Source organism: Ruegeria sp. 6PALISEP08 (assembly GCF_001238295.1).
In the GTDB taxonomy this organism is placed as follows: Bacteria; Pseudomonadota; Alphaproteobacteria; order Rhodobacterales; family Rhodobacteraceae; genus Ruegeria.
The window spans coordinates 120554-141173 of sequence record NZ_LGXZ01000006.1 but is presented as its reverse complement, the minus strand read 5'-3'; the positions used below and the strand labels follow the sequence as shown (position 1 = coordinate 141173).

Here is a 20620-nt window from a genome sequence, read left to right as displayed (position 1 = left end):
ACACCCGCGAACCGGACAGGCGATTCGCGGGTGTTTTTTGTCTACGACCCAAAGGGTGATCAGCCTGCGTCGAGAACCTCTTCCAAGGTCCGCAGGCCAGTGCGGGGCGCTTGAACAAGGACAGACATATTGCCCGGCTTATGTTCGTTCCGCAGCATCTTCATGTGGGCCTCGGGCAGATCGTTCCAGGTGAACACTTCGGACATGCAGGGGTCCAGACGACGCTCGACCATCAGCTTGTTTGCGGCAGCCGCCTGTTTCAGGTGGGCAAAGTGCGAACCTTGCAGGCGTTTTTGGTGCATCCACATGTAGCGCACGTCAAAGGTGCAGTTGAAGCCGGTGGTCCCGGCGCAGATCACAACCATGCCACCTTTTTTGACAACAAACGTCGATACAGGGAACGTGCTTTCACCGGGGTGTTCAAACACCATATCCACATTGTTGCCTTTGCCGGTAATGTCCCAGATCGCCTTGCCAAACTTGCGGGCTTCCCTGAACCATTCGGCATATTCCGGGGTGTTTACCGTGGGCAATTGACCCCAGCAGTTAAAGTCCTTTCGGTTCAGTACACCCTTGGCGCCCAGCCCCATGACGAAGTCACGCTTGCTTTCGTCCGAGATCACGCCAATTGCATTTGCACCGGCCGTATTGATCAGTTGGATCGCATACGAACCCAGACCGCCCGACGCACCCCAAACCAGAACGTTCTGACCCGGCTTCAGATCGTGAGGTTCATGACCAAATAGCATCCGGTATGCGGTGGCCAGCGTCAGCGTGTAGCACGCCGCTTCTTCCCAGGTCAGATGCTTGGGGCGCGGCATCAGCTGTTGTGCCTGAACGCGGGTAAACTGGCTGAACGATCCGTCCGGCGTCTCGTACCCCCAAATCCGCTGGCTGGGAGAGTACATCGGATCGCCACCGTTGCATTCCTCGTCATCGCCATCGTCCTGGTTGCAGTGAATGACCACCTCATCCCCCACTTTCCAGCGCTTCACCTTGTCGCCAACGGCCCAGACAATGCCCGACGCGTCTGAACCGGCGATGTGATAGGGGGCTTTGTGGCCATCAAACGGGCTGATCGGCTGCCCCAGGGCGGCCCAGACACCATTATAGTTGACGCCGGCCGCCATCACCAGAACCAGCACCTCGTTACTGTCCAGTTCGGGTACGTCGACCACTTCTTGCTGCATTGCAGTGTTCGGCTCGCCATGGCGTTCCTTACGGATAGCCCAGGCATACATCTGCTTGGGGACAAATCCCATCGGAGGGATCTCACCCATTTCATAGAGGTCCTTTTCGGGTGCCTCGTACGACGCGATACCGCTTTCGGTGTCCAAAGCCATGCTGGCCTCCTATTCTCAATATCATTGCCGCAACGCAGAATCGCGCGCTTCACAGACTGAGATATTGGTCGATGGGTAATAATGCAACTGTTTTTGGTCGGGATTTGTAATTTTATGACCCTGCAAATGCAGAAAGTTATTTCGCAGCCGCAGTATTTCCAGATTTCTCATGGATGGGAACCGAGGCTGCATAATAATCCAACAGATCCTCACGTTGACCTGAAAAGGCCAGATTGCCCCTTTCCCGGCTTAAGATCCTGCGCTCGACCAACTGATTCAGGGCATTGTCGACCGCCGCTTCGTCTCCATCTGATGCATGACCACCTTCAGCCAACATGGACAGTATTTGGGATCGTACGGCTTCTTCAGGCAAAGACCCGTTTTCCTGCAACAACCGGCACGCAGCCGGTGCCGGAACCGGCGGGATGGCCTGACCGATGCGTTGCATCAATTCTCGGGCGAGGTCAGTCATGACATCGTCACCGCTGACAGCGCGAAATTCCTTGAGTGAAATCGGAACCCCATATCGCACCGAGGCAACGCCAAACCGCTTGTACCGCCCGATCAGGCGTCGCCAGAGCTGCTTGAGAACCCAGCGCGAGATTACCCCGATCCGAGCACGGAACCGGCGCTCAGAGCCCAAGGCGGCGCGAGTCAGGATCGTATCTTCAAGCACCCGATCGTAGTTCAGCGCCACAGGAACAAAAACGACATCGCGCCCGTCGATCGAAGTTCCATCCATAATGTATTTCAGCAAACCAAGCTTGGGGCGACCCAACGCGCCGGTCAGGCTTAAACCGCCTTCCGGGAACATGGCTTGCGTCACACCAGCTTCAGTCGCGTGGCGCACATAACAGGACAGAACCTGCCGGTAGAGCTCGCTGCCCGATTTGCGCCGAATGAAGTACGCCCCCATCGCACGGATTAAACGGCTAAGCGGCCAAACGCGCGCCCATTCTCCGACGGCATAAGACAAGGCCGACTGCTGTGCTGCCAGATAGGTGACAAGCACATAGTCCATATTGCTGCGATGGTTCATCACAAATACCACGGTCGCATCAGGGTCGATGTTTTTTATCGCAGCCTCGTCTTTATAACTGAGTCGGACCTCGTAAAACGTATTGCTCAGCAGGCGAGCCAGACGGATAGCAAAGCTGAAATATGCAAAGGCTGAAAACGACGGGACAATTTCGCGCGCATAGCGGCGCGCCTTTTCAGAGGCCACCGCTTCAGGAACGCCTTCGTCCCGCGCGTGTTGCTGAACGGCCTGGCCGACCTGTGGATCGTAAATCAACCGCTGGATCATGTCGTGTCGCCGCGCCAACTTGAACGGCTGAATGGGACGTTGAAGCCTTTGATTGAGGCGTGAAACGGCCCGTTCCAGCCTACGGCGAAAAAACCAACGCACCGAAGGGAACAGGAAATGCGAAGCAAAAGTGACCATGGCAAAGACCACGATCAGCAGGAAAAGCCAAAGCGGAAGTTCCACGGTTTGCGTCATGGCCGCACATTGCCATCAATCGCAACCGCTCACAATCTGAACAATCAAACGATGCCGCAACGCAGCGAATTGACATATCCCGAAAATTGCGCTTTAGAGCTTCAAGACGTAATTTTATTGCCCACTGAAACACGAGGCCCGCTATGACGCAGACGCAGAAAGATCGCCCCTGGCTCATCCGAACCTATGCCGGTCATTCCACGGCCAAAGCCTCGAACGCGCTTTATCGGGGGAATCTGGCGAAAGGGCAAACCGGCTTGTCCGTGGCCTTCGATCTGCCGACGCAAACAGGTTATGACAGCGACCACACATTGGCACGCGGTGAAGTCGGCAAAGTGGGTGTACCGGTTTGCCATCTGGCCGACATGCGGGTTCTGTTCGACCAGATTCCGCTGGAGCAGATGAACACCTCGATGACCATCAACGCAACTGCCCCATGGCTTTTGGCGCTTTATATCGCCGTCGCGGAAGAGCAAGGCGCAGATGTGTCGAAACTGCAGGGCACGGTGCAAAATGATCTGATCAAAGAATACCTGAGCCGCGGCACCTATGTTTGCCCGCCCAAACCTTCGCTGAAGATGATCGCGGACGTGGCCGAGTATTGCTATACCAACGTTCCCAAGTGGAACCCAATGAATGTGTGCTCGTACCACCTGCAAGAAGCGGGCGCGACACCAGAACAGGAACTGGCATACGCGTTGGCCACCGCCATCGCCGTGTTGGACGAATTGCGCCCGCGCGTTCCGGCAGAGGATTTCCCAGCCCTGTGCGGCCGGATTTCGTTTTTCGTAAACGCAGGCATCCGCTTTGTCACCGAAATGTGCAAGATGCGCGCCTTTGTCGACCTTTGGGATGAGATTCTGCAACAACGCTATGGTGTCGAGAACCCGAAATTCCGTCGATTCCGCTATGGTGTACAGGTGAACTCGTTGGGTCTGACCGAACAGCAGCCTGAAAACAACGTCTATCGCATCCTGATCGAGATGCTGGCCGTGACGCTATCAAAAAACGCGCGCGCGCGCGCGGTGCAGTTGCCCGCGTGGAACGAGGCGCTTGGCCTGCCGCGCCCATGGGATCAACAATGGTCGATGCGGATGCAGCAAATTCTGGCTTATGAGACTGACCTGCTGGAATTCGATGATCTGTTCGACGGCAACCCTGCAGTCGATGCCAAAGTCGAAGACCTTAAAACAGGCGCGCGTGCCGAGCTGGCGAACCTAGACTCGATGGGCGGCGCTGTGGCCTCGATCGGGTATATGAAATCTCGCTTGGTAGAGTCCAACGCAGAACGGCTGAACCGTATCGAACGCAATGAAACCGTCGTTGTTGGCGTCAACAAATGGATCGAAGGTGAGCCATCCCCCTTGCAGACCGAAGATGGCGGCATCATGGTTGTCGATCCAGCCGTGGAACAGGAACAGATTGACCGCCTGAACGTCTGGCGTGCCGAACGGGACGACTCGGCTGTTGCAGCAGCTCTGGCTGCGCTGCGTGAGGCCGCACAGACCGGGGCCAACGTGATGGAGCCGTCCATTGCGGCCGCCAAGGCGGGCGTCACCACAGGCGAATGGGCGGAAGAGATGCGCAAGGTCTATGGCACCTATCGCGGCCCTACTGGCGTTTCGGGCTCGGTTTCAAACAAGACCGAAGGGCTGGACGATCTGCGTGCCGCTGTCGACGCGGTCAGTGACACATTGGGCCGCCGCCTGAAATTCCTTGTCGGCAAGCCGGGGCTGGACGGCCATTCCAACGGCGCCGAACAGATTGCCTTCCGCGCCCGCGATTGCGGTATGGATATCAGCTATGAGGGTATCCGCCTGACCCCAGAGGAAATCGTGGACGCAGCACGCGAAGACGATGCGCATGTGATTGGCTTGTCCATACTGTCCGGCAGCCACCTGCCGCTGGTCGAAGAGGTTTTGGCGCGCCTGCAAAAAACAGGGCTGCCCCATATACCGGTTGTTGTTGGCGGAATTATTCCCGATGAAGATGCCGAAAAATTGAAAGCCATGGGTGTGGCCAAGGTTTATACCCCGAAAAACTTCGAATTAAACGCAATCATGGGCGATATCGTCGTTTTGGCAGACCCGAAAACACTTGCTGCTGAATAATTGAAGCGCCTGCGTCTTATTCCCGTTTCTATCCATTAGGGATTGGGGATGGAATAAACCGGCATTTGGAATTACGGTGCGCGCCGATACGCACCGTAATTAAGTTTGCTCGGAGAAAAAAATGGGGATCAATCTGGAAGAGATGTCACGAAAAGAGCTGTTGGCTTTACGTAACGACATCGACAAAGCGCTTGTAAGCGCCGAAAAGCGCGATCGTCAGGACGCGCTGAAGGCGGCCGAAAAAGCCGTCGCAGAGTTTGGCTTTTCGCTGTCTGAGTTGTCCACCGACGCACCACGCAGTGGAAAAGCGCCGAAAACCAAAGCCAAATATCGCAACCCGTCGAACCCGGACCAGACGTGGTCAGGCCGTGGCCGTAAACCTCAATGGGTGCATGATGCCCTAAAGGCGGGTGCCGATATTTCTAAACTGGAAATTTGATCTGGGTAACTTGAGCAAATGACCATTCACATTGGCGCCGAACAAGGCGAAATCGCGGAAACCGTTCTATTGCCCGGAGATCCTTATCGGGCAAAATGGGCCGCTGAAACGTTTTTGACCGATGTAAAACAGGTCAATGACGTTCGAGGAATGCTTGGCTTTACCGGAAATTGGAAAGGAAACCCTGTTACAATTCAGGGCAGTGGCATGGGAATGCCTTCTCTTTCCATTTACGTGAACGAGCTGATCCGCGATTACGGTGCAAAAACCCTGATCCGTATCGGTTCATGTGGTGGAATGCAGGACAGTGTCAAACTGCGCGAGGTCATTCTGGCGATGACTTCTACCACGCTGAACACACCGTCCAGCGGCATCATGAAAGAGCTGAACTTTGCCCCCTGCGCTGACTGGGACTTGTTGCAGGCTGCGGCAGTGGCAGCAGCGGCAAAGGGAACACCGACCCATATTGGTGGAATCTACTCATCCGACGTCTTTTATGACGAGCGCCCGGATCTGAACGAACAGATGGTGCGTCACGGCATTCTGGGCGTCGAGATGGAAGCCGCGGAACTGTACATACTGGCGGCACGCCACAAATGCAGGGCTTTGGCCGTACTCACGGTTTCCGATCACCTTCTGACAGGAGAAGCTCTGCCTTCGTCCGAACGCCAGAGCAGTTTTGGTGACATGGTGGAAATTGCGCTTCAGGCGGCTTTCCCGAACAGCTGACAAAAGACAGGTACCGCTCGGTGTCTGTCAGTTTTATCGCCCGTGCGTGCGATCATACCCGTTGCGCGCCGGGCTTTCCCACCCTTTCAAATCACCTTCGACAGGGGCGAAGGTTTCGACCAACAGCGGAAAACAGGCCGCCGTGTCAGAAGAATGCTCGGACGAACAATCCCCGCCTGGGCACGCGCTCAGATTGCCCAGCAGATCAATCTCGGCAAAGAACTCAAGATGATCACCGGGGCGCACGGGTGAGGCTTTCATGAAATACTGACCAGTGTCACGGGTGAACCCCGTGCACATAAAGACATTCAGAACGTCGTGCACCGCGGGTTCGGCTTCGGCCAGTGGAAGATCCAGATGGTCTGCAAGCGCGCGGGTCAGATTTGAATGGCAGCAATGATGATATTGCGTGCCCGACAACAGATTGCCCGTATATGGATCGCACCGCGTACCGATCACGTCGTGAACCGACCCACCAAAAGGATCAATCCCGTACCATTCCAGCGTGTCCGCAATGATCGTGGCCATCGGACGCAGGTGGGGGAAGCTGGACCACATCCGCTCGCCTGTGGTCAGATGCGTTCCATGTAAAGCGCGGGTTTTCCCGGAATAGAACCGCTCGGACAAGTCATTTAGGTTCCACAGGTTCAAATCACCGACCTGCGGCCCTTCGACTGAGGTGATACGAAAGAAGTGCCCAGCGGGCACATCAAAACAGCGCGCATCGCGCGGAGGAATCAGGACCTCGCCAGTTTTTACCGCACGTTGGCGAACGGATCGCATCCATGAAACATCGGGACGCGGCAAGGCATCGTTCGGATAGCAGATGACAGGGGCCACTGCGCGACGCGCTTCGGCATCTTCGGGCGGGCGGGTAGAGGTCTCAATATTGGTCATGCGACGCAGATTGACGCATAACTCTGTCGGCGAAAAGGCAAGATTTTCACGCGTCACGTGCCTTCAAACATCGCAAAGGTTGGCTTTGGGCTGTGATTTCGGCACCGCAGTAGCTGCACCGCCAAACACCATGGCTTTTGTCTTGTCGCCACCGACACTCACGCGTAAGCGCAGAATGGCGCGCGCGCCAGAAAAAATAGGCGAACACTCCGGCCGCCAAAATAAGCAGAAGAACAGGCATTCTTCTGCTTTGCTGATTAACGGACGCTTTTCAAGTGCCGCAGCCCGTTATTAGGCCGCGTTTGCGTATTCGAACAGCTCGGGTTCCTTGTCGGCCTGAACCGGCTCTGGCGTGTAATAAGCCCATGCCTGTTCAAGCAGTTTCAGTGCCTCTTGGGCGTCGACTTTCTGTTTGGATGTCGCTGTGCTCATTGGAGTGATCCTGACTTAATCTCATCACTCCTCCCTGACCAAAAAATAAGGCAACACAGCCGGGGCTGCATCGCCTAATTTTGCAAGTTGGACATGCGCTTATCGCAAACCGACTTCGCGCTTAAACTGCGCGTTCGACCATCATCTTCTTGATTTCGGCAATCGCCTTGGCCGGGTTCAGACCCTTCGGGCAGGTCTTGGCGCAGTTCATGATAGTGTGACAGCGATAGAGCTTGAACGGATCTTCCAGCTCGTCCAGACGCTCACCCGTGGCTTCATCCCGGCTGTCGATGATCCAGCGATAAGCGTGCAGCAACGCGGCTGGGCCAAGATACCGATCGCCGTTCCACCAGTAGCTGGGGCAAGATGTCGAGCAACTGGCGCACATCACGCATTCATACAGACCATCCAGCTTTTTTCGGTCCTCGATCGACTGCTTCCATTCCTTCGCAGGGCGGTTGGTCTTGGTTTCCAGCCACGGCATGATCGATGCATGTTGAGCATAGAAGTGTGTCAGATCAGGGATCAGGTCCTTGACCACCGGCATATGCGGTAGCGGATAGATTTTCACGTCGCCCTTGATCTCATCCATGCCATAGATACAGGCCAGCGTGTTGATCCCATCGATGTTCATCGCACAAGAGCCACAGATGCCTTCGCGGCAAGACCGGCGGAATGTCAACGTCGGATCAATCTCGTTCTTGATCTTGATCAGAGCGTCCAGAACCATCGGACCGCACGTGTCCATATCGACGAAATACGTGTCGACGCGCGGGTTTTGTCCGTCATCGGGATTCCAGCGATAGATCTGGAACTTGCGCACATTTTTGGCGCCGTCCGGCTTGGGCCAGGTCTTGCCGGTGGTAATCCGGGAATTCTTCGGCAGGGTCAGTTGAACCATGTCAATTCTCCATTCAACACAAGGCCGCCTTTCAGCCTGTCCGGGCGTTCTGGGACGCCCCTCGATTGTAATGCCCCCAATGGGCGATGTTCACGTCAAAATCCGGCGAGAGCCAGTCCGCAACGCTTTGCGGGTCATCTTTGTCGATATCATAGCGCAGGAAACGGGGATTTCCGTCGAAATAGGCTTCGACCTCGGCGTGGTGCACATCGTACATATACGCCCAGCCTTGTTTCACCTCATCCGCTGTCAGGCCATTGGCCTTGCAGCATCGTTCCAGATAGCCACCACCGGAATGGCTGGCCCGTGAGTTGATCCATTCCTCGCGATTACGTGTGTTCAGCAAAAAGTAGGCGTCCGGGTAAGCCGCGTGAAGTTCACGAAAGAACCGTGCACCGTCCAGCACGAAGCGCGAATTGACAAAGGCGATGTCGGTGAAAGCCCGAACCACACCGAACCCATCCAAGGGCCTACGCCCCATGGCAATATTGGTCATCATGCGATGTGCAAGGTTTTGGCCTTGCTCATCTTCCCAATGCACGGACGGGATTCCGCTGTTTTGGAACAGCTTATGAAACGAGGTCGTCGCACAGCGGTTCAAACCGATCAGGATGATCTTGGGATCGCTTGACCCCGAATTCAGAACTTCGACCGTCATGACAAGCACCAAGCACACGTCATCTGCAGGCTGATCGCCAACGTCAGGGTCGTGGGAATTTGGCGCTTGCACTGCATTGCGAGTTTTCCCAGCCCTTAGAACGTCCGCGCTTTGGGCGCGATCTTCTGCAGGCTGATACCGCCCTGGTCTTCGGTCGTCAGCGGATCAACGATGACCGGGCGATAGCTGAGGTCAACTGCGCCGCCCTCAACCCGGCTGACCGTATGCACCCGCCAGTTTTCATCATCACGCTCGCTGAAGTCCTCATGCGCATGGGCACCACGGGATTCCTTGCGGGCTTCAGCACCGACGATAGTGGCCAGCGCATTGGGCATCAGGTTCGTCAGTTCCAGCGTTTCCATCAGATCGCTGTTCCAGACCAACGAGCGGTCGGTGACTTGCAAATCATCCATCTTGGCAGCAATCGCGGTCATCTTTTCGACGCCCTCGGCCATGGTTTTGGCGGTACGGAAAACGGCTGCGTCCGCCTGCATGGTTTTCTGCATCTCCAGCCGAAGTTCTGCGGTCGGGACTGAACCACTGGCGTTGCGAACCGCATCGAACCGATAAAAGGCTTTGTCGACCGACGCTTGGTTCAGAACCGGGTTGGCAGATTCGGCATCCACGACTTTACCAGCCCGGATTGCAGCCGCGCGGCCAAACACCACGAGGTCGATCAGCGAGTTCGAACCCAGCCGGTTTGCGCCGTGGACCGAAGCACAACCAGCTTCACCCACGGCCATCAAGCCGGGGACAACAGCCGTCGGGTCATCAGCAGTCGGGTTCAGAACCTCACCCCAATAGTTGGTCGGAATACCGCCCATATTGTAATGCACCGTCGGCAAAACCGGGATGGGTTCCTTGGTGACGTCCACGCCTGCGAAAATCTTGGCGCTTTCCGAAATACCGGGCAGACGCTCGGCCAGAGCTTCGGCAGGCAGGTGCGACAGGTTCAGGTGGATGTGATCCCCTTCCGCCCCGACACCGCGGCCTTCACGGATCTCCATCGTCATCGAACGCGAGACATAGTCACGCGGCGCGAGGTCCTTGTACTGGGGCGCATAACGCTCCATGAACCGCTCGCCTTCCGAGTTGGTCAGATAGCCGCCCTCGCCGCGTGCACCTTCGGTGATCAGGCAGCCCGAACCGTAGATACCGGTTGGGTGGAACTGCACAAACTCCATGTCTTGCAGCGCAAGGCCGGCACGCGCCACCATACCGCCACCGTCGCCGGTGCATGTATGGGCCGAGGTTGCGCTGAAATACGCACGACCATAACCACCGGTCGCGAGCACCACCATCTTGGCGTTGAAAACATGCATCGTGCCGTCGTCCAATTTCCAGCAGACGACGCCCTGACATTCACCATCATCGGACATGATCAGGTCAATGGCGAAATACTCGACATAGAACTCAGCATTGTTCTTGAGAGACTGACCATACAGCGTATGCAGGATCGCGTGGCCGGTCCGGTCGGCCGCGGCGCAGGTGCGCTGCACGGCAGGGCCTTCGCCGAACTCGGTGGTGTGACCACCAAAGGGGCGCTGATAGATCTTGCCTTCTTCGGTACGGCTGAATGGAACACCATAATGTTCCAGTTCGTAAACCGCCTTGGGCGCCTCGCGCGCTAGGTATTCCATCGCGTCGGTGTCGCCCAGCCAGTCCGAGCCTTTGACGGTGTCATACATGTGCCACTGCCAGGTGTCTGGACCCATGTTCGATAGCGATGCGGCGATGCCGCCCTGCGCTGCCACAGTATGAGAGCGGGTCGGGAACACCTTGGTCACACAGGCCGTGCGCAAACCTTGCTCTGCCATGCCCAAAGTCGCCCGCAGACCGGCCCCACCGGCGCCGACAACGACCACGTCATAATCATGCGTTTCGTATTCGTATGCAGCCATTTCTTTCAGCTCCGGGAATTAAAGGGCAATGCGCGCGATGGCGAAGATGCCAGCCGCTGCTGCGCCATAAGACAAACAGGTCACCAGAATGATCAGGACCTTTTCAAGCGTGCCATGAACATAGTCTTCCAGCATCACTTGCGCGCCGTCTGCGAAATGTTTGAAGCCGACCGCCAACGTCAGCGCTGCAACAATTGCAGGGAAGGGACGTGAATAGTAATCCAGAACCACGTCAAACGGCTGACCCAGAACCGGGCCGAAAGTGAAGACAAACAACGGCACGAGGATCAGCAAAGCCACCGAGCTGACTTTCATGGCCCAGAAGTGGGCAGTACCGGATTTCGCCGAGCCAAGACCCGCTGCGCGTTTTCGATCGGTTAGGTAACGCATCTCAGTCCTCCAATCACGCGACGATAACAAGGGTCAGAAGGGTCAGGACGACCGACCCGATCACAACCGCCCAGCCAAGCTTTGTAGCGGTGGGAAGGTCCAGGCCAACCGCGTTGTCCCAGATCAGGTGCCGGACGCCTGCCAGCGTATGATACCAAAGGCCCCAAACGGACAGCGCCATTACCAGATCCCCAAGCATCGAGGTGATCACCCCATTTGCCACTGCAAACGCCTCGGGCGACGTGGCAGCGGCCAAGAACCACCAGACGATCAGCAGGCCAGCCACAAGCAGGGCGTTGCCGGTAATGCGTGTCAGGATGGATGTGACCGACGTCAGCTGCGGACGGTAGATCGACAGATGCGGCGAAAGTGGGCGGTTGCCCCGATTTACATCGGCCATGGCGGCTCCTTTTCGGTTGGCTACCGAACGTTTTACTGTTTTTTGCGACACTGTCACGTGCTGCGGCTGCAAAAAACGGTAAATTCGGCGCAAATTGGCGGATATTCCCAATATGTGATCACACAAAATAATGTCGTGATCACATATGACATTCCTCTTCATCAATGTTAGCGTTTTCAAAGGCAAAAGGATGTGATCACGAATCCTTTAACATGTCATTTCAGCCCTGCGGTTTGCTGCGTCACTTCGCGCAACAGTTTTTTGCGAATTCGTTCCGGATAGTCGGCGAACCCGGCTGCGGAAACCACAAAAGCCCCCTCGCCCACGATGACATTTTCAAAGAAGTATGCTGTCAGATCCGGTTCGCTTTCCTCGATGGCCAATGCGTTTACCACAACGCCTCTGTCCCGCAAGGCCGTGTGGACCTGCGTCGGCTCGACGCCTTCATTCGAGACGCCGTCACCTGACAAATCGATTAGATGCCGGGCGCAGTTGGAAACCGGCTCGAACGAGTCGAGCGTCGTTTGGAGCGCTTCCCCAATCGCAGTTGAGAAATTCCGCCAGATGCGCGGATCAGCAGAAACCTGACCCGCAAACCGATCCAAAGCAGCGAAACTGTCGATACGGGTCCAGGGAATCGTAATCCGCTGGCGCGACGATCCGGTCCATTGCACCAGCATCAGCTGCGCCTGACCACGGACCAATGCCTCGGACACGATTGGGTCACGCAGACCGGCGGCCAGGCCATCCATCTGAATGCGGAATTCATTGCTGTCAACCGAGCCGGACACATCCACTGCCAAGGCCAAAGCCAAATCGCAGGCGTGGGCCGCCGGTGCCAAAAAAAGGCTGGTCACTATCGCGCGCAGAACATGCATGGTGCAAACCTAGCACGCCCTGCACGCTATGAGGTCACATAACCGTCAGTTCGCTTATTGCGGCATCAGCGCCCAATAATCGAGATCCAGAAGCACGTCTGGCAAATACCGTCCGTCGTCGTTTTTCAACGCGAACGGCGCACCTCCTTTGGTCGCAACCAAGCGTAGTCGGATCGCACCCACACCTGGTACGCCGGTTTCTGCCTTGTCCAGAACCTCGGACCAAGCCTTGATGGTATCGCCTGCAAAGCAAGGGTTGGCATGTGCCCCACCGTTCAGGCCAACGATCATTTGCGCATTTGCCAAACCATTGAACGACAAGGCGCGCGCCATCGAAATGACATGGCCCCCATAGATCAACCGGCCTTCAGGCCGGAACGTCAGATCGAAATGCACCTTGGCAGTGTTCTGCCACAGGCGGGTGGCCAACATATGCTCGGCCTCTTCCACGGTGACACCATCGACATGGTCGATCTTCTCGCCGATTTCATAGTCCCCCCAGCGGTGCGGCTCACCAGCCAAAGCAAAATCGTAGTTCGAGAAATCGAGGCCTTCGGGAACGATGAGGTCCTTCGGATCGAGCGTCTTTTTCAACTCGGGAACAACTGTTTCGGGCGCTGGCGCGTCGACATTTGCTTTGCGCACCATGACCCAACGAACGTATTCGAGCACAACCTCGTCCAACTGGTTCAGACCGCGGGTGCGCACCCAAACAACACCGGTTTTTCCGTTGGAGTTCTGCTTGACACCGATCACCTCGGATACTGATCGAAGCGTATCACCAGCATAGACAGGTTTCAGCCAACGACCCTCTGCGTAACCAAGGTTGGCAACCGCATTCAGCGAAACATCAGGCACCGTTTTACCAAACACCAGATGAAACGCGGCCAGATCATCAATCGGGCTTTCAGGCAAACCGCAATCCCGGGCAAATTCGTCCGAGGAGTACAGCGCATGGCGTGCCGGATAGAGCGCATGGTACAGGCCGCGCTCTCCCTCAGTCACCGTGCGTGGCACGGCATGTTGCAACACCTGCCCGACGGAATAATCCTCAAAAAATCGGCCCGGATTTGTTTTTGCCATTACTGCTGTCCCAGTTTCATTTCGGGGGAATAGTCGGCCTCGACCTCTTTGGTCACTGCCTGCGCACAACGCATCATGTTGTTTGCAGTGTCAAAGGCATAGGACGGGTCGCCATACAGCTCCCACCCTTTGGCCAGCGCGTCAGACACTTTGTGGCAGAAGGCCGATGTGTCTTCCTCGGTCAACAAACGATAGAGTTTTGCCATCAGTCAGGTCCCAATGAGCCGAACGGAGACGGGCCGACCAGCCCATGGATATAGCCGATAACCCCCAACAGAACGATCGAACCCACAAAGAACATCGCATCCTTGCCATAAGTGCCGGGCTCAGCCGGGGTCCAGTCGGGTTCGGACTTGTTGATTACGATCACCTCGACCACGGCCCAAGCCAGAAGGCCGCCGAACAGGATGATCGAGGAGAGATCGCCGTTCACCAACAAATGCGCAAATGCCCACAGCTTGAAACCGCCCAGCATCGGGTGGCGCAGCTTGTTCAGCACCCGGCCTTTTGTACCGGCAGGGCTCATCATGTAGATCGCGATCAGCACCAAAAGGTTGTTGACGTGGATCAGGAAGGTTGGAGGTGCCCAGACATAGATGAAATCGGTCATACGATAGCCGAAGATCATCAACAGAATGGATGCGACCAGAGCCAAAGCAACGCCGCCTTTACCCTCGCCGCCCATCTCTGCGCGGCGTTCAGGCGCCACGCGTTTGAACAGATGTGCCGCCCACCACAGCGCCACACCAAGAATTAGAAGAACAAAGCCCATGATGGCTTACCCCGCTTGCAAAGCTGAAATCGCTTCTGCTTTTGCCAGAATTTCGCGGGCAGTTGCAACGTGCAGGTTCTCAACAATTTTGCCATCGACGACAGCGACACCCTGCCCTTGCGCTTCGACTTCTTCAAACGCAACGATCTGTCGGCGCGCCAGATCTATCTCCGCGTCAGACGGTGCGTAGGCGGCATTTGTGATCTCAACCTGCGCGGGATGGATCAGAGTCTTGCCATCAAATCCCATGTCGCGACCTTGCGCACATTCAGCGGCCAGACCTTCGCCATCCTTGAACGCGTTATAGACACCATCGACGATGATCAGCCCTTCGGCCTTGGCCGCCAGCAAGCACAGACCCATCGAGGTCATCAGCGGCAGACGGTCGGGACGAAAACGGGTTTGCAGTTCTTTCGCAAGGTCGTTTGTGCCCATCACAAACCCGGCCATCATGGGATGAGTGGCGATCTCTGCCGCGTTGAGCATTCCGCGCGGCGTTTCCATCATGGCCCAGATCGGCAGATCTCCGGTGATCGCTGCCAGTGCATCCACGTCGGCCGCCGAGTTCACTTTGGGTAGAAGGACAACGTCGGCATCCATATCGCGCACCGCCTCGGCATCGGCACGGCCCCATTCGGTGTCCAGCCCGTTGATCCGGACGATCTTGACCCGCGCCCCGTAACCTCCGGCAGCCAGAGCCGCCTTGAGAGTTTCGCGTGCATTGTCCTTCTCGTCCGCTGCGACTGCATCCTCCAGATCGAAGATGATCGCATCCACAGGCAAAGTGCGGGCTTTGTCCAAGGCCCGGTCTTTCGAACCCGGGATATAGAGAACCGAACGGTAGGGGCGCTGACGAGGATCCATGGACCACTCCCTTTGAAATAAAGTTGCGCGAAATGGGGCATTTTTTGTCGGAAAGTTCAAGAAGAAAAACGCCGCAGCGCAGCGAAAGCGACGCAACGTGCTTTGCCTTAACTGAAATTCGTCGCCTCCGCCCCACCCTGACCAGAACGTGGAATCGAAAAGGGTACGGGATGGAAAAGACACTGCTTAAGATGACGATGGGCCTTGGGATCATGGTTCTGGCAGCACAACAGGTTCAGGCTCAGGGTCAGAATTGCGGACCGCGAGAGGACGTGTTGACGCGGTTGCATGAAGCCTATGGCGAAACACGCCGGGGCCTTGGGCTAGCCCGACAAGGCGCTGTGATGGAGCTTTTTGCCTCGGGCGAAAGCGGCAGTTGGACAATCACCGTGACTTTGCCCAACGGGATCACCTGCCTGGTGGCTTCTGGTCAGGCGTATGAGGACGTGGCCGATGCCCTGCCTCCAAATGCCTGATCATGTGAGCGCGTCCCAGATCAGCTTGCTGCCCGTCAACGTCAGCAACACATAGGCAATTCCAAAGAAAAGGCGCTCGGACATCATGAAATGCGCCCGAACGCCAAGCCATGCCCCAAGGATGGCAAAGGGTGTCAGCAACAAATCCGCCAATGCTGTATGCCAAGTGAACATGCCCAAAAACGCGTAGGGTATAAATTTCGCGATATTGATGACCCAGAAGACCAGCACGGTGCTGGCTTGAAACTCGGTCTTCGACAGCCGTTGCGATAACAGATATACAGCGGCGGGCGGTCCTCCGGCGTGGCTGACAAAACTGGTGAAACCAGCGACCAATCCGGCAAACAGCCCAGCCGAAGGTGGCAGGCGATTGACGAATCCACGTACCCAGCCTCTGGTCTGCGCAATGTGCCAGATAACAAACCCGACCGAAATGCCCCCGATCAGCAATCGCAGCAGATCGTCATCCGTTGCCCGAAAAAGCCATGCGCCCAGCGCGACACCCGGCAAGGCACCCAAAATCAGCAGGCGTGAATCCGGCCAGTTCCACCGTTTCCAATACGGACCCAGTGTGGCCACGTCGATCACCATCAGAATCGGCAGCATCAAGGCCAAAGCCTGCCCAGGCGTCAGGATCAAGGCCAGAATCGACGAAGAGGCAAAGGCCACGCCAGAACCGAAACCACCCTTTGAGATACCGGCAAAGATCACTGCCGGGATCGCCACGGCAAAAAACATCAGGTTCAATTCGAACATGTGACGGTCCCGGTTTTGGCTTGTCTCAAAGGCCGTTTAGCGCAATCAAAGCAGGGCCTGCAAACGGTATGCGGTTGTATGCCACGTCGCTGAACCCTTGCCTATTGACGTTTTAACGACTAGCACAACCGCGATTTCAATACCGACCGGAGATATTCCAAATGGCCAGACCCAAGATTGCGCTGATCGGCGCGGGGAACATCGGCGGCACGCTTGCGCATCTTGCAGCTGTCAAAGAACTGGGTGATGTAGTCCTGTTTGACATCGCTGACGGCTTGCCGCAGGGCAAGGCGCTCGACATCGCCGAGTCCGGCCCGTCCGAAGGCTTTGACGCCTCAATGAAAGGCACCAGCGACTATGCCGATATCGCCGGTGCGGATGTGTGCATCGTGACCGCAGGCGTGGCCCGCAAACCGGGTATGAGCCGCGATGACCTGCTGGGTATCAACCTGAAAGTCATGAAGTCTGTCGGCGAAGGCATTGCCGCACATGCGCCCGATGCGTTCGTGATCTGCATTACCAACCCGCTGGACGCCATGGTCTGGGCGCTGCGCGAATTCTCTGGCCTGCCGCATAACAAAGTCTGCGGCATGGCTGGCGTGTTGGACTCGGCACGCTTTGCACACTTCCTGTCGGAAGAGTTCAACGTCTCGATGCGTGACGTCACCGCTTTTGTGCTGGGCGGCCACGGCGACACCATGGTGCCGTCAGTACGTTACTCGACCGTAGCCGGTATCCCGCTGCCCGATCTGGTCGAGATGGGCTGGACCACGCAGGAAAATCTGGACGCCATCGTTCAGCGCACCCGTGATGGCGGTGCCGAAATTGTTGGCCTGCTGAAAACCGGCTCGGCTTATTACGCGCCCGCCACCTCGGCGATCGAAATGGCCGAAGCCTTTCTGAAAGACCAAAAGCGCGTTCTGCCTTGTGCGGCGTACTGCAACGGTGAACTGGGTGTAGACGGCCTGTACGTTGGTGTCCCGACTGTAATCGGTGCCGGTGGCGTGGAACGTATCGTCGACATCAAGCTGAACGAAGACGAACAAGCCGGTTTCGACAACTCGGTCAACGCCGTGAAGGGCCTGATCGACGCGTGCAAAGGCATCGACAACTCGCTGGCGTAAGTCAAACCATAGACTCACAGATAAGGCCGGCCCATTTTTTTGGGCCGGTTTTCTTTTGATCCAGGCTAATCCGGGTCGCCAATGTTGGCGCAAACGTCGCAAATCCTTTTTTTGAATGTGATTTCCAGTACCTGCACAAGTTTTTCGAATCAACGAGTAAAGCGGCAAATTTTGTGATCACACCCCAAAAACCCGTGATCACAAATAGCAAAAATCTTCGCTAAAAACCTCATGCACGTCAAAAAACCCTTTAAATTTGACCGCTAGACACCCCTATAACGGTTAAACGCAGTCAGACGGGACAATTTCGATGAACATTCACGAATATCAGGCCAAGGCTCTTCTACGCAGCTATGGCGCTCCGGTCTCCGATGGTCGCGCCGTGCTGCGCGCCGAGGAAGCCAAAACCGCAGCCGGTGAACTGGACGGCCCCCTTTGGGTGGTCAAGGCTCAGATCCACGCAGGCGGACGCGGCAAGGGTTCCTTTAAAGAGGCCGATGCAGGTGAAAAAGGCGGTGTCCGTCTGACCAAGTCGGTTGAAGAAGCGGCCGAGGAAGCCAAGAAGATGCTGGGCCGTACGCTGGTCACACATCAGACCGGCCCCGCAGGCAAGCAGGTCAACCGCATCTATATCGAGGCCGGCTCCGGCATCGAGCGCGAGCTGTATCTCGCCCTGCTGGTAGATCGTCAGACCAGCCGCATCTCTTTCGTCTGCTCGACCGAAGGCGGCATGGACATTGAAGAAGTAGCCGCTGCCACGCCCGAAAAAATCCTGTCCTTCTCGGTCGATCCGGCCACCGGCTATCAGCCCTACCATGGCCGCCGCATCGCCTTCTCGCTGGGTCTGCAAGGCGCGCAGGTCAAGCAATGCGTAAAACTGATGAACCAGCTCTATAACGCCTTCGTCGAGAAGGATATGGAGATGCTGGAGATCAACCCGCTGATCGTCTCGGATAAGGGCGACCTGAAAGTGCTGGATGCCAAGGTTGGCTTTGACGGCAACGCGGTCTACCGACACCCGGATATCGCCGAGCTGCGCGACACGACCGAGGAAGACCCCAAGGAACTGGAAGCCTCCAAGTACGACCTGAACTACATCGCGTTGGATGGTGAGATCGGCTGTATGGTCAACGGTGCCGGTCTGGCGATGGCGACGATGGACATCATCAAGCTGTACGGGGCCGAACCTGCCAACTTCCTCGACGTGGGTGGTGGTGCGACCAAAGAGAAAGTGACCGAAGCGTTCAAGATCATCACGTCAGACCCGCAGGTCAAAGGCATTCTGGTCAACATCTTCGGCGGCATCATGCGCTGCGATGTGATTGCTGAGGGCGTTGTCGCTGCGGTGAAAGAAGTTGGCCTGCAAGTTCCGCTGGTCGTGCGTCTGGAAGGCACCAATGTCGAGAAAGGCAAGGAGATCATCAACACTTCTGGCCTGGACGTGATCGCGGCGGACAACCTGAAAGACGGTGCCGAGAAGATCGTGAAGGCGGTTAAGGGGTGAGGGCCAATCCGGGGCTTTTGCCCCGGCAAACGCTCCAGCGGAGCGTTTGAGGCACGAACGGGCGGAGCCCGGGGGTATGTGATGCAATATGTAGAAGCCTTCAATTCACTTGGGTACGAAGTTCCAAATCCACGTCAGGATTGGAGTGCCGAGAAAGATGATGGAGTTTGCATCACACTCTGGAAATCCGAAGTTCAATGGACCCCAGTACCTCCGCGTCTTGATCTTTGGACACGGGGGACGCCTAGCTCGACTGATTGGGGAAACCTACCCGGACACAAAAAGCGCACGAACCACCTTGATCGTGCCGTTTCGGAGTTCGATGGTTGGGTAGACGTGATCGTAGTCAATGGTTTTCCCGGACAAGGATATGGCGCTGCTGATCCTTGGTTGCCCGCGCAGCGCGCAAACCATGGTTGGCGCGTTCAAGAATTCGATAAGGCGACGGGCTTCTTTTCTGTCGCCGCAGAGAAACTGAAATAGGAGACTCCTAAAATGGCAGTCCTCATCGACGAAAATACCAAAGTGATCTGTCTGGGCTTTACCGGCTCGCAGGGCACATTCCACAGCGAACAAGCCATCGCCTATGGCACCAAGATGGTCGGCGGTGTGACCCCCGGCAAAGGCGGGATGACCCATCTCGACCTGCCCGTGTTCGACTCGGTCCACGAGGCCAAGCATGTGACCGAAGCGAACGCGTCGGTGATCTATGTGCCACCGCCCTTTGCAGCGGACTCGATTCTCGAAGCGATCGATGCCGAGATGGAGGTGATCGTCTGCATCACCGAAGGCATCCCGGTTCTGGACATGATGAAGGTGAAGCGCGCACTGGAAGGCTCAAGCTCGCGCCTGATCGGCCCCAACTGCCCCGGTGTCATCACTCCCGACGCCTGCAAAATCGGCATCATGCCCGGCCACATCCACAAGCGTGGCTCGGTCGGCGTTGTGTCGCGTTCGGGCACCCTGACCTATGAGGCGGTCAAGCAGACCACCGACGTGGGTCTGGGCCAGTCCACCTGCGTGGGCATCGGCGGCGACCCGATCAAAGGCACCGAGCATATCGACGTGCTGGAATGGTTCCTGGCCGATGACGAGACCCACTCGATCATCATGATCGGTGAGATCGGTGGGTCAGCCGAGGAAGAAGCCGCACAGTTCCTGGCCGATGAGGCCAAGAAGGGCCGCAAGAAGCCCACGGCGGGTTTCATCGCAGGCCGCACAGCCCCTCCGGGCCGCCGCATGGGCCACGCGGGCGCCATCGTCGCCGGTGGCAAGGGCGGTGCCGAGGACAAGATCGAAGCCATGCGCTCAGCCGGTATCGTCGTGGCCGAAAGCCCGGCGCAGCTGGGTGAGGCTGTGCTGGAAGCGATTGGGTAAACTGTGACTGTCCCTTGCACATATGTGCTGAGGGCAGCACCCGTCCGCGGGTGGGTGCGAAGCGCCCGCCCATGGGAGCGGTCG

At 56.8% G+C, this 20620-nt stretch carries 23 protein-coding genes; 8 read left to right on the top strand and 15 right to left on the bottom strand.

What is annotated here, in order from left to right; genetic code table 11:
• Window positions 1-59 precede the first annotated feature (59 nt).
• Complete coding sequence (gene ccrA, locus ALB80_RS10830; protein WP_050604079.1) at window positions 60-1343, bottom strand: crotonyl-CoA carboxylase/reductase; 1284 nt, start codon at window positions 1341-1343, stop codon at window positions 60-62.
• Window positions 1344-1479: 136 nt separating this feature from the next.
• Window positions 1480-2844: a 1-acyl-sn-glycerol-3-phosphate acyltransferase gene (locus ALB80_RS10825; RefSeq protein ID WP_050604078.1), complete on the bottom strand. Its 1365-nt coding sequence runs from the start codon at window positions 2842-2844 to the stop codon at window positions 1480-1482.
• Between the two features lie 143 nt (window positions 2845-2987).
• On the opposite strand from ALB80_RS10825, the gene ALB80_RS10820 reads away from it, so the two are divergent.
• The 3 genes from ALB80_RS10820 (at window position 2988) to deoD (ending at window position 6123) form a co-directional block, all read left to right on the top strand.
• Window positions 2988-4955: a protein meaA gene (locus ALB80_RS10820; protein WP_050604077.1), complete on the top strand. Its 1968-nt coding sequence runs from the start codon at window positions 2988-2990 to the stop codon at window positions 4953-4955.
• Window positions 4956-5076: 121 nt separating this feature from the next.
• Window positions 5077-5394, top strand: coding sequence for an H-NS family nucleoid-associated regulatory protein (locus ALB80_RS10815; RefSeq protein WP_050604076.1), 318 nt, complete (start codon window positions 5077-5079; stop codon window positions 5392-5394).
• Window positions 5395-5412: 18 nt separating this feature from the next.
• A complete protein-coding gene (deoD, locus tag ALB80_RS10810; protein ID WP_050604075.1) occupies window positions 5413-6123 on the top strand; it encodes a purine-nucleoside phosphorylase in 711 nt (236 codons plus the stop codon).
• A gap of 33 nt (window positions 6124-6156) precedes the next feature.
• On the opposite strand, the gene ALB80_RS10805 is transcribed toward deoD, so the two are convergent.
• From ALB80_RS10805 to ALB80_RS10750, 12 genes are all read right to left on the bottom strand, one after another.
• Window positions 6157-7020 carry a DUF1989 domain-containing protein gene (locus tag ALB80_RS10805; protein ID WP_050604234.1) on the bottom strand — a complete coding sequence of 288 codons (864 nt, stop codon included), beginning with the start codon at window positions 7018-7020 and terminating at the stop codon, window positions 6157-6159.
• Between the two features lie 291 nt (window positions 7021-7311).
• Window positions 7312-7452 (bottom strand): hypothetical protein, encoded by a 141-nt coding sequence (locus tag ALB80_RS22405; protein ID WP_172677882.1) that lies wholly within the window; start codon window positions 7450-7452, stop codon window positions 7312-7314.
• A 121-nt stretch (window positions 7453-7573) separates the two neighbouring features.
• Complete coding sequence (locus tag ALB80_RS10795) at window positions 7574-8353, bottom strand: succinate dehydrogenase iron-sulfur subunit (RefSeq protein ID WP_050604073.1); 780 nt, start codon at window positions 8351-8353, stop codon at window positions 7574-7576.
• Between the two features lie 31 nt (window positions 8354-8384).
• Window positions 8385-9011: a sulfotransferase gene (locus tag ALB80_RS10790; protein ID WP_157054188.1), complete on the bottom strand. Its 627-nt coding sequence runs from the start codon at window positions 9009-9011 to the stop codon at window positions 8385-8387.
• 95 nt (window positions 9012-9106) lie between these two features.
• Window positions 9107-10912 (bottom strand): succinate dehydrogenase flavoprotein subunit, encoded by a 1806-nt coding sequence (gene sdhA, locus ALB80_RS10785; protein WP_050604071.1) that lies wholly within the window; start codon window positions 10910-10912, stop codon window positions 9107-9109.
• An 18-nt stretch (window positions 10913-10930) separates the two neighbouring features.
• Complete coding sequence (gene sdhD, locus ALB80_RS10780) at window positions 10931-11302, bottom strand: succinate dehydrogenase, hydrophobic membrane anchor protein (RefSeq protein ID WP_050604070.1); 372 nt, start codon at window positions 11300-11302, stop codon at window positions 10931-10933.
• 13 nt (window positions 11303-11315) lie between these two features.
• Complete coding sequence (gene sdhC / locus ALB80_RS10775; RefSeq protein ID WP_050604233.1) at window positions 11316-11702, bottom strand: succinate dehydrogenase, cytochrome b556 subunit; 387 nt, start codon at window positions 11700-11702, stop codon at window positions 11316-11318.
• Between the two features lie 215 nt (window positions 11703-11917).
• A complete protein-coding gene (locus ALB80_RS10770) occupies window positions 11918-12580 on the bottom strand; it encodes a DUF1194 domain-containing protein (RefSeq protein WP_050604069.1) in 663 nt (220 codons plus the stop codon).
• A 54-nt stretch (window positions 12581-12634) separates the two neighbouring features.
• Window positions 12635-13663: a MaoC family dehydratase gene (locus tag ALB80_RS10765; protein WP_050604068.1), complete on the bottom strand. Its 1029-nt coding sequence runs from the start codon at window positions 13661-13663 to the stop codon at window positions 12635-12637.
• Window positions 13663-13869, bottom strand: a complete 207-nt coding sequence (locus tag ALB80_RS10760; RefSeq protein WP_050604067.1) for a DUF1737 domain-containing protein — start codon at window positions 13867-13869, stop codon at window positions 13663-13665. Before ALB80_RS10760 ends, ALB80_RS10765 begins: the two co-directional genes overlap by 1 nt.
• Window positions 13869-14435, bottom strand: coding sequence for an NnrU family protein (locus ALB80_RS10755; protein WP_050604066.1), 567 nt, complete (start codon window positions 14433-14435; stop codon window positions 13869-13871). The genes ALB80_RS10760 and ALB80_RS10755 overlap by 1 nt, the downstream gene beginning before the upstream one ends.
• 6 nt (window positions 14436-14441) lie before the next feature.
• Window positions 14442-15299, bottom strand: coding sequence for a CoA ester lyase (locus ALB80_RS10750; protein WP_050604065.1), 858 nt, complete (start codon window positions 15297-15299; stop codon window positions 14442-14444).
• Window positions 15300-15469: 170 nt separating this feature from the next.
• Here ALB80_RS10750 and ALB80_RS10745 point away from each other — a divergent pair, with 170 nt between their 5' ends.
• Window positions 15470-15775, top strand: a complete 306-nt coding sequence (locus tag ALB80_RS10745; protein WP_050604064.1) for a hypothetical protein — start codon at window positions 15470-15472, stop codon at window positions 15773-15775.
• Here the strand turns inward: ALB80_RS10745 and ALB80_RS10740 are convergent, their stop codons facing one another.
• Window positions 15776-16531, bottom strand: a complete 756-nt coding sequence (locus ALB80_RS10740) for a sulfite exporter TauE/SafE family protein (RefSeq protein ID WP_050604063.1) — start codon at window positions 16529-16531, stop codon at window positions 15776-15778.
• 161 nt (window positions 16532-16692) lie between these two features.
• Here ALB80_RS10740 and mdh point away from each other — a divergent pair, with 161 nt between their 5' ends.
• The 4 genes from mdh (at window position 16693) to sucD (ending at window position 20536) form a co-directional block, all read left to right on the top strand.
• Complete coding sequence (gene mdh / locus ALB80_RS10735) at window positions 16693-17655, top strand: malate dehydrogenase (RefSeq protein WP_050604062.1); 963 nt, start codon at window positions 16693-16695, stop codon at window positions 17653-17655.
• 310 nt (window positions 17656-17965) lie between these two features.
• The gene (gene sucC, locus ALB80_RS10725) at window positions 17966-19159 is read left to right on the top strand and encodes an ADP-forming succinate--CoA ligase subunit beta (RefSeq protein ID WP_050604060.1); all 1194 of its coding nucleotides are present in this window, start codon (window positions 17966-17968) and stop codon (window positions 19157-19159) included.
• 81 nt (window positions 19160-19240) lie between these two features.
• Complete coding sequence (locus tag ALB80_RS10720) at window positions 19241-19642, top strand: hypothetical protein (RefSeq protein ID WP_050604059.1); 402 nt, start codon at window positions 19241-19243, stop codon at window positions 19640-19642.
• A gap of 12 nt (window positions 19643-19654) precedes the next feature.
• Window positions 19655-20536 carry a succinate--CoA ligase subunit alpha gene (gene sucD / locus ALB80_RS10715; protein ID WP_050604058.1) on the top strand — a complete coding sequence of 294 codons (882 nt, stop codon included), beginning with the start codon at window positions 19655-19657 and terminating at the stop codon, window positions 20534-20536.
• Window positions 20537-20620: the final 84 nt, after the last annotated feature.